Raw genomic sequence first — 8442 nt, 5'->3', positions numbered from 1 at the left:
CAGGGGGGTGTTCCCGCTACCTTTCAGCCGACCCCTGCACACCCTCGACCAGCCAGTTCATGCCCAGGATCTGGCCGTCGCTGAGCGACTGGCCGGCGTCGATGACGGTCTTGCCCTGGTTGTCGCGCACACCGGCCTTGCCGGCGGCAAACACCACCAGCTTGCCGGCGGCCATGTCGGCCTGGCGCGCCAGCACTTCCTTGCGCACGGCTTCGGGCACCTTGCTGCCGAAGCTGTCGACACGGATCATGCCGTCCTTCACACCGCCCCACACGCTGCCGCTCTGCCAGGTGCCGTCGATCACGGCCTGCACGCGGCGCGTGTAGTAGTCGCCCCAGAGGTGGGTCACGGCGGCGATCTGGGCATCGGGGCCGAAGCGGCGCATGTCGGAGTGGTAGGCCACCGCCAGCTTGCCGCGTTCCTGCGCGGCCACCATCACGGCGGTGGAGCCGGTGTGGAAGGCCAGGACCTCGGCGCCCTGGTTCATCAGCGTCATGGCGGCATCGCGCTCGCGCGGCGGGTTGAACCACTCACCCAGCCACACCACCTTCACGGTGGCGCGCGGGTTGACCGAGCGCATGCCCAGCGTGAAGGCATTGACGCCCTGGATCACCTCGGGAATCGGGAAGCCTGCGATGTAGCCGGCCTGCGTGGCCATGCGCCCGGCGGCAACACCGGCCAGATAACGGCCTTCGTAATAGCGCGCGTTGGCGGCGGCCACGTTGGGTGCGGTCTTGTAGCCGGTGATGGACTCGAACTTCACGTCCGGGAAATCGCGCGCCACCTTGAGCGTGGGCTCCATGTAGCCGAAGCTGGGTGTGAAGATGATGCGGTGCCCCTGCTGCGCCAGGTCGCGGATGACCCGTTCGGCGTCGGCGCCCTCGGGCACGTTCTCCACAAAACGCGTCTCCACCCGGTTGCCCAGCGCGGCCTGCACGGCCAGCCGGCCCTGCTCGTGCTGGCGCACCCAGCCGGCCTCGGTGAGTGGCGTGACATAGACGAACGCGGCCTTGAGCGGCGGCGCTGGCGTCTGGGCTTGCGCGGTGGAAAGGGGGGATAAAAAACAGGCGACCGCCAGTGCGCAGGCGCACCGGGCCACGAGGTTTTTGTACATGGTGTTCCTCTACATGGCTTCCGTGAATGAAAAAGCGAGCCGGGGAAGCACCGGGCTCGCTGGGCGTGATTTTAAGCCACCGCGTTGTCCAGCAAGGCCAGCAGCGCCGCGCGGCGTTCATCGCTCACGAAGCTGGCCTCGAAGCTGTTGCGTGCCAGGGTGATCACGTCTTCGCGCGTGAGGTGCAGTGCCTCGACGGTCTGCACGAAGTTGGCGTTCATGTAGCCGCCGAAGTACGCCGGGTCGTCGGAGTTGACGGTGGCGCAGAGGCCGGCGTCGAGCAGGCGCTTCATCGGGTGGTCTTTCAGATCATCCACCACGCAGAGCTTGAGGTTGGAGAGCGGGCACACCGTGAGCGGAATGCGGCGCTGCGCCAGTTCGGCCACCAGCGCCGGGTCTTCGAGCGAGCGCACGCCGTGGTCGATGCGTTCGGTCTGCAGGTCGTTCAGAGCTTCCCAGATGTAGGCCGGTGGCCCTTCTTCGCCCGCGTGGGCCACCACATGGAAACCGAGCTCGCGGCAGCGCGCGAACACGCGCGAGAACTTGGAGGGCGGGTGGCCGACCTCGCTCGAATCCAGGCCGATGCCGATGAAGTGCTCGCGGTACGGCAAGGCCGCTTCCAGCGTATTGAAGGCGTCTTCTTCGCTCAGGTGGCGCAGGAAACACAGGATCAGCGCGGCGCTGACGCCGAGCTCGGCCTGCGCACGTGCGCAGGCGCTGGCCAGGCCCTGGATCACCGTGTCCATGGGCACGCCGCGTGCGGTGTGGGCCTGCGGGTCGAAGAAGATTTCGGTGTGCACCACATTGTCGGCCGCGGCGCGCAGGAAGTAGGCCCAGGCCATGTCGTGGAAGTCGGCCTCGTGCAGCAGCACGCTGGCGCCGGCGTAATAGATGTCCAGAAAGCTCTGCAGATCGATGAAGGCATAGGCCGCCCGCAGGGCCTCCACGCTGGCATAGGGCAGGCTCAGGCCGTTGCGCTGGGCCAGCGCGAAGATCAGCTCGGGTTCCAGCGAACCCTCGATGTGCATGTGCAGCTCGGCCTTGGGAACGGCGGCGGCGAGTTGGGCGGGGGTCATCAGGGTCATGTCAGAACTCTCTTTGAAGTGCGGCGCGGCACACGCCACCGGCGAAATGATGCCATCCGGAGGCGATGCGAACTGGTTTTGCCGGGCCGCAGTTGCCGCACCCTTCAGGGGGTCGCGCGTAGCGCGGCGGGGATGGGCCATTCAACAGGTGCCCAGGGCGATGCCCAGGCGTTTGAGGTAACGGCGGTAGGCGCTGGAGACGCGGTCGGCCGGGCCGTGCACTTCGGCAACGGGGGTGGTGCGGCCAATCGGCAGCGCGCGCGGCGATTGCGATTCCACCACTGGGCGGTCCTGCGCAAACACCGCGTCCTGGAAGGCGATCAGCTCCGCGTCGCTGGCGTTGTCGCCGCGCGTGGCCATGACGAACCAGGCGGTGCAGGCTTCGTCGCCGTCGGGCCGGATGCACAGCGCAATGGCGTTGCTCACCGGGTCGCCGTCGGCGGCGTCCTTGTGCAGCACGGCCAAGAACGGGTGCGGCACCTCGTAGCGGTAGGCGATCCAGGCACCGCTGTCGGCGCCCGCGTAGGCACGCGGCTGCCAGGCGCGTGCGTCGCGCACCTCCAGACCATCGGTGCCCGCGCCCTCTTCCACCACGCCGATCTGCACCTGCGCATGGCCGCGCTCGCCCAGCCAGCCTTCGTGCACAAAACCGAAGTGGCTCAGGTCCAGAAAGTTCTCGACCAGGCGCGGCGCGCTGGTGCGCAGCTGGTAAGGGCCGCACAACACGGTGCGCCAGGCGGCGTCCTGCGCGGGCGCGAACACCGGCGGCTCGGCCAGCGGCCCGCTGGCCAGGCCGGCGTAGTCCGGCGTCTGCAGGCGCACCCACACCAGGCCGTGTTGTTCACGCGCTTCGTAGCGGGTGGCGCAGTGGCTGGCCGGCGGCGTGAAGTCGGGCGCGGCCGGCACGTGTTCGCAGCGGCCTGCGCCACCGAACTGCCAGCCGTGGTACGGGCACTCCAGCCGCGCGCCGTGCAGGCCGGTCAACACGCGGCCGAGCGAGAGCCGCGCGCCGCGGTGCGGGCACTGGTCGGCCCAGGCATGCACCCGGTGGCCGCCGTGCGCGTCCTCGCGCCACAGCACCAGCGGCTGCCCGAGCAGGGTGCAGGCCACCGGCGTGTCGCGCACCTGGTTCGCTGCGATCACGGGATGCCAGAGCTGAGCTTCGATCATGGGGTCCATTCAAACAAACAAAAAAGCCGCCCGAAGGCGGCTTGGTCGCACGCCACCACCGGAGGGGTAGCGAGCGGGTGCCAGGCTAGGCGGACGGAGCGCAGGAACCGGAACGTACTTCCTGTACGTGAGGATTCCGAGCACCGCCCAACGACGCATGGCGCCCGCGCAGTAGCCGATCTCAGTTAGGGACTTTGCCTTCCACGCCCTTGACGTAGAACTTCACGCCACCAAGGAAGGCGTCGTCGGCAACCACGTCCTGGGCCAGCAGTTCCTTGCCGTCCTGGCCGAGGATCGGGCCCTTCCAGATCGACAGGCTGCCGTCCTTCAGGCCGGCGCGCACGCTGTCCACCTTGGCTTTGATGTCGGCCGGCACGTCTTCGGCCACCGACACCATGTCGATCGCACCTTCCTTCACACCCCACCAGGAGCTGCCGGTGGCCCAGGTGCCTTCCAGCACGTCCTTGGTGGACTTGATGTAGTACGGCGCCCAGTTGATCACGGCCGAACCCAGGTGGGCCTTGGGGCCGTAGGCGGTCATGTCCGAATCCCAGCCGAAGGCGCGCTTGCCCAGCTTTTCAGCGGTCTGCAGCACGGCCGACGAGTCGGTGTTCTGGAACAGCACGTCAGCACCGCCGTTGATCAGCGAGGTAGCGGCTTCGGTTTCCTTCGGTGGGTCGAACCAGCCGTTGACCCAGACCACGCGGGTCTTGATCTTCGGGTTCACCGATTGCGCGCCCAGCGTGAAGCTGTTGATGTTGCGCAGCACTTCCGGGATAGGCACCGAAGCCACCACACCCAGCGTGTTGCTCTTGGTCATGCCGCCAGCGATCACGCCAGCCATGTACGCGCCTTCGTAGGTGCGGCTGTCGTAGGTGCGCATGTTCTCGGCCGTCTTGTAGCCGGTGGCGTGCTCGAACTTCACGTCCTTGAAGTCGGGGGCGATCTTGAGCATGGGCTCCATGTAGCCGAAGGTGGTGCCGAACACCAGCTTGTTGCCCTGGGCGGCCATGTCGCGGATCACGCGCTCGGAGTCCGCGCCTTCGGGCACGCTCTCGACGTAGCTGGTGACGATCTTGTCGCCGAACTCCTGCTCCAGCGCCTTGCGGGCATTGTCGTGCGCGAAGCTCCAGCCGCCGTCGCCCACCGGGCCGACATAGGCAAACGCGATCTTCAGCGGCTCGGCCTTGGGCGCTTCGGCGGCGGCAGGTGCCGGCGCAGCAGGCGCTGCCGCCTCTTCCTTCTTGCCGCAGCCGATCAGCACGGCGCTGCTCAGCGCGGTGAGTGCGGCAACCTTCATCAGGGAACGTTTGCTCAGGTCTGTCATGGATATCCTCTTTGTTGGAAAAGTGGTGATACGGAAACGGAGATCAAAACGGAAAAAAGATTATGCGCCCGGGTAGAAGGGTTTTCCGATGGAGGAAGGCATGTTGATGCGGATCCAGGTCGGGTTGCGCGAGATCAGCACCAGCACGACGATGGTGGCGAGGTAGGGCATCATCGTCAGGAACTGGCTCGGCACGTTGACCCCCATGCCCTGCAGGTGGAACTGCAGCATGGTCACGCCGCCGAACAGGTAAGCCCCAAGCAACACGCGTGCCGGGCGCCAGGTGGCGAAGGTGGTGAGGGCCAGCGCGATCCAGCCCTTGCCGGCGATCATGCCCTCGACCCACAGCGGCGTGTACACGGTGGACACGTAAGCACCGGCCAGGCCGCAGAGCGCGCCGCCGGCCATCACCGCCAGCAGGCGGATGCGGCGCACCGGATAACCCAGCGCGTGCGAAGACTCGGGGCTCTCGCCCACGCTGCGCAGCACCAGGCCGGCGCGCGTGCGGTAGAGGAACCAGATCAGGAACAGCACCAGCCCCACGCAGACGTAGACCATCGGGTGGTGGCGGAACAGCGCGGGCCCGATCAGCGGAATGTCGCCCAGCAGCGGGATCGCGTGGCTCGTCTGCTCGGGCAGTTTCTCCTGCACGTAGCCGGCGCCGGCGAACGCGGAGAAACCGCCGCCAAACAGGCTGAGCGCCAGGCCGGTGGCGTACTGGTTGGTGTTGAGCCAGATCACCAGGCCACCGAAGATGGCGGCCAGCAGCGCGCCGGCGGCCATGCCGGCGGCAAAGCCCAACGTGGTGCTGCCGGTGTGCACCACGGTGGCGAAGCCGGCCAGCGCGGCGCACAGCATCATGCCCTCGGCACCGAGGTTGACGATGCCGGCTTTCTCGTTGATGAGCAGGCCCAGCGAGGCGATGGCGAGCAACGTGCCGGCGTTGAGCGAGGCGGCGATCAGGAGTGCGATGGATTCCATGTCAAAAACTCCATTCAGCAGAGAAAGCGCAACGAACACGGCACCGCGATCCGGAAACGCCGTGGAACCGGCTCTGCCGGGCCACTGGCGTTGCCCCCTTGAGGGGGGATGCGGCGACGCGCAGCGCGCAAGCGACGGGGGTGGTCATCATTTTTTCCAGACGAGGCGGTAGGCGATCAGCGTGTCGCAGGCCAGCAGCGCAAACAGCAGCAGGCCCTGGAACACGCCGGTGATCGATTTGGGCAGGCCCAGGCGCGACTGCGCCAGTTCACCACCGATGTAGAACATGCTCATCAGCAGGGCCGAGAACACGATGCCCACCGGGTGCAGGCGCCCGACGAAGGCGACGATGATGGCCGCGAAGCCGTAACCCGCCGGCACATGGGGCGTGAGCTGGCCGATCGGGCCCGCCACCTCCAATGCACCGGCCAGGCCGGCCGCACCGCCCGAAGTGAGCAGCGCCACCCACAGCGCCTTGCGCGAGGAGAAGCCGGCATAACGCGCCGCCGCCGGCGCCAGCCCGCCCACCTGCTGCGCATAACCGCCGTAGGTGCGGAACAGATAGACCCACACCGCGCCCACGCCGGCCAGCGCAATCAGCAGGCCGATGTTGACGCGCGAACCCTGCATCAGCCGCGGCATCTGCGTGACGGCCTCGAAGGTCTTGGTCTGCGGGAAGTTGTAGCCCTGCGGGTCTTTCCACGGTCCGTAGACCAGGAAGTTCAACACCTGGATCGCCACATACACCAGCATCAGGCTGACCAGGATTTCGTTGGCGTTGAAGCGGTCGCGCAGCAGCGCAGTGATACCGCCCCACAACATGCCGCCGAGCACCCCGGCGGCGAGCACGGCCGGCACGATCCAGACGCCGGTGTTCTTGTCGGCCATCAGCGCCACGCCGCCCGCGAAGATCGCGCCGATGATGTACTGGCCCTCGGCGCCGATGTTCCACACGTTGGAGCGGAAACACACCGCGAGGCCGAGCGCGATGATGAGCAGCGGCGTGGCCTTCACCATCAGCTCCGACAGCGCATAACTGCTCTTGATCGGCTCCCAGAAAAACACTTGCAGGCCACGCACCGGGTCTTTGCCGAGCACGGCGAACAGGATGACGCCGATCACCACGGTGATCAGCAGCGCCAGCAGCGGCGAGGCCAGGCCCCAGCGCGCCGACGGTTGGGGACGGACTTCAAGCCGCAACATGGGCGGTCTCCTTGTGCTGGTGGTGTTGGCGTTGCGCGGCGTCGTCCCAGAGGCCCGACATCCATTCGCCGATGCGTTCGATGCTGGCCTCGGCGCGGTCCAGGCTGGGCGACAGGCGCCCCTTGGCGATCACGTGCAGGCGGTCGCTGATTTCGAAGAGCTCGTCGAGCTCTTCGCTGACCACCAGCACCGCGCAACCCGCGTCGCGCAGTTTCAATATCTCGCCGCGGATCTGGGCCGCCGCGCCCACGTCCACTCCCCAGGTGGGCTGGCTCACGATCAGCAGCTTGGGCTTGGCCTCGATCTCGCGGCCGACGATGAACTTCTGCAGGTTGCCGCCCGAGAGCGATTTGGCCGCCGCGTCCGGCCCGTTGGCCTTGACCTTGTAGCGCGCAATGATGTCGGCCGCCTGCGCCTTGAGCGCGCCGACGCGGATCCAGCCGCCCGCGCCCAGCGCGTCCTGGCGCGACAGCAACAGGTTGTGCGCCAGCGACAGCGTGGGCACGGCGCCACGGCCCAGGCGTTCTTCGGGCACGAAATGCTGGCCCTGCGCGCGCCGCCGGCCCGGGCCGGCGTGCGACACGTCCTGGCCGCCCAGGTGGATGCTGTTGGCCGGTGCGCGGCGGTCTTCGCCCGAGAGCGCGTAGAGCAGTTCGCTCTGGCCGTTGCCCGACACGCCGGCAATGCCCACCACCTCACCGGCGCGCACGGTGAGCGCCACGTTGTGCAGGTGGGTGCCGAAGGGGTCGTCGCTCTGCAGCGTGAGGCCGTTCACCTCCAGCACCGGCGCGCCGGCGTGCAGTTCACGCACCTCCAGCGCGGGCGGCTCGGCACCGATCATCAGGCGCGAGAGCGAGGCATTGCTTTCCTGGCGCGGGTCGCACACGCCCGTCACCTGGCCGCCGCGCAGCACCGTGCAGGCGGTGCAGAGCTCGCGGATCTCGTGCAGCTTGTGGCTGATGTAGAGGATGCTGCAGCCTTCGGACGCCAGCTTGCGCAGCACCACGAAAAGCTTTTCCACCGCCTGCGGCGTCAGCACCGAGGTGGGCTCGTCGAGGATCAGCAGCTGCGGGTTGGTGAGCAGCGCACGGATGATCTCCACCCGCTGCATCTCGCCCACCGAGAGCGTGTGCACCGGACGCGAGGGGTCGATGTCGAGCCCGTACTCGGTGGCCTTGGCGGTGATGCTCGCGCTCACCTCGGACAGCGTGAGCGACTTGTCCAGCCCGAGCCAGACGTTTTCGCCCACGGTCAGCGTGTCGAACAGGCTGAAATGCTGGAACACCATGCTGATGCCCAGCGCCCGCGCTTCCTGCGGGTTGCGGATGTGCACCGGCTGGCCGTTGAACGTCACCGTGCCTTCGTCGGGCTTGACCGAGCCGTAGATGATTTTCATCAGCGTCGATTTGCCGGCGCCGTTCTCGCCCAGCACGGCATGCACCTCGCCGGGCTGCACGGTGAGCGAGACGCCGCTGTTGGCCACCACCCCCGGATAGCGCTTGGTGATGCCACTGAGTTGCAGTCGTGTCGTGGTCATGGGTCTCCTTGTGGTCCCTGTGGGC

The 8442-nt window shown here is 67.5% G+C and carries 7 protein-coding genes; all 7 read right to left on the bottom strand.

The genetic code is table 11. The features are described from left to right. Positions 1-16: 16 nt before the first annotated feature. The gene (locus tag HPA01S_RS16755) at positions 17-1114 is read right to left on the bottom strand and encodes a BMP family ABC transporter substrate-binding protein (protein ID WP_066271907.1); all 1098 of its coding nucleotides are present in this window, start codon (positions 1112-1114) and stop codon (positions 17-19) included. Positions 1115-1185: 71 nt separating this feature from the next. After that, complete coding sequence (locus HPA01S_RS16750; protein WP_084360759.1) at positions 1186-2190, bottom strand: adenosine deaminase; 1005 nt, start codon at positions 2188-2190, stop codon at positions 1186-1188. A 150-nt stretch (positions 2191-2340) separates the two neighbouring features. After that, positions 2341-3369: a Rieske 2Fe-2S domain-containing protein gene (locus HPA01S_RS16745; protein ID WP_066271906.1), complete on the bottom strand. Its 1029-nt coding sequence runs from the start codon at positions 3367-3369 to the stop codon at positions 2341-2343. Positions 3370-3550: 181 nt separating this feature from the next. Further along, positions 3551-4696, bottom strand: coding sequence for a BMP family ABC transporter substrate-binding protein (locus HPA01S_RS16740; protein ID WP_066271905.1), 1146 nt, complete (start codon positions 4694-4696; stop codon positions 3551-3553). A 60-nt stretch (positions 4697-4756) separates the two neighbouring features. Further along, positions 4757-5677: an ABC transporter permease gene (locus HPA01S_RS16735; RefSeq protein WP_066271904.1), complete on the bottom strand. Its 921-nt coding sequence runs from the start codon at positions 5675-5677 to the stop codon at positions 4757-4759. 147 nt (positions 5678-5824) lie between these two features. Beyond that, positions 5825-6880 carry an ABC transporter permease gene (locus HPA01S_RS16730; RefSeq protein ID WP_066271903.1) on the bottom strand — a complete coding sequence of 352 codons (1056 nt, stop codon included), beginning with the start codon at positions 6878-6880 and terminating at the stop codon, positions 5825-5827. Next, positions 6867-8417, bottom strand: a complete 1551-nt coding sequence (locus HPA01S_RS16725; protein ID WP_066271902.1) for an ABC transporter ATP-binding protein — start codon at positions 8415-8417, stop codon at positions 6867-6869. Before HPA01S_RS16725 ends, HPA01S_RS16730 begins: the two co-directional genes overlap by 14 nt. Positions 8418-8442: the final 25 nt, after the last annotated feature.

It is taken from the genome of Hydrogenophaga palleronii NBRC 102513, assembly GCF_001571225.1.
Lineage (GTDB): Bacteria > Pseudomonadota > Gammaproteobacteria > Burkholderiales > Burkholderiaceae_C > Hydrogenophaga > Hydrogenophaga palleronii.
The sequence above is the reverse complement of the archived record's forward strand: the minus strand, read 5'-3'. Positions and strand labels throughout refer to the sequence as shown.

What these genes read in the sequence shown, in the direction of transcription:
- HPA01S_RS16755 (WP_066271907.1), bottom strand. Translation starts at nt 1,114, where the DNA reads ATGTACAAAAACCTCGTGGCCCGGTGCGCCTGCGCACTGGCGGTCGCC.
- HPA01S_RS16750 (WP_084360759.1), bottom strand. Translation starts at nt 2,190, where the DNA reads ATGACCCCCGCCCAACTCGCCGCCGCCGTTCCCAAGGCCGAGCTGCAC.
- HPA01S_RS16745 (WP_066271906.1), bottom strand. Translation starts at nt 3,369, where the DNA reads ATGATCGAAGCTCAGCTCTGGCATCCCGTGATCGCAGCGAACCAGGTG.
- HPA01S_RS16740 (WP_066271905.1), bottom strand. Translation starts at nt 4,696, where the DNA reads ATGACAGACCTGAGCAAACGTTCCCTGATGAAGGTTGCCGCACTCACC.
- HPA01S_RS16735 (WP_066271904.1), bottom strand. Translation starts at nt 5,677, where the DNA reads ATGGAATCCATCGCACTCCTGATCGCCGCCTCGCTCAACGCCGGCACG.
- HPA01S_RS16730 (WP_066271903.1), bottom strand. Translation starts at nt 6,880, where the DNA reads ATGTTGCGGCTTGAAGTCCGTCCCCAACCGTCGGCGCGCTGGGGCCTG.
- HPA01S_RS16725 (WP_066271902.1), bottom strand. Translation starts at nt 8,417, where the DNA reads ATGACCACGACACGACTGCAACTCAGTGGCATCACCAAGCGCTATCCG.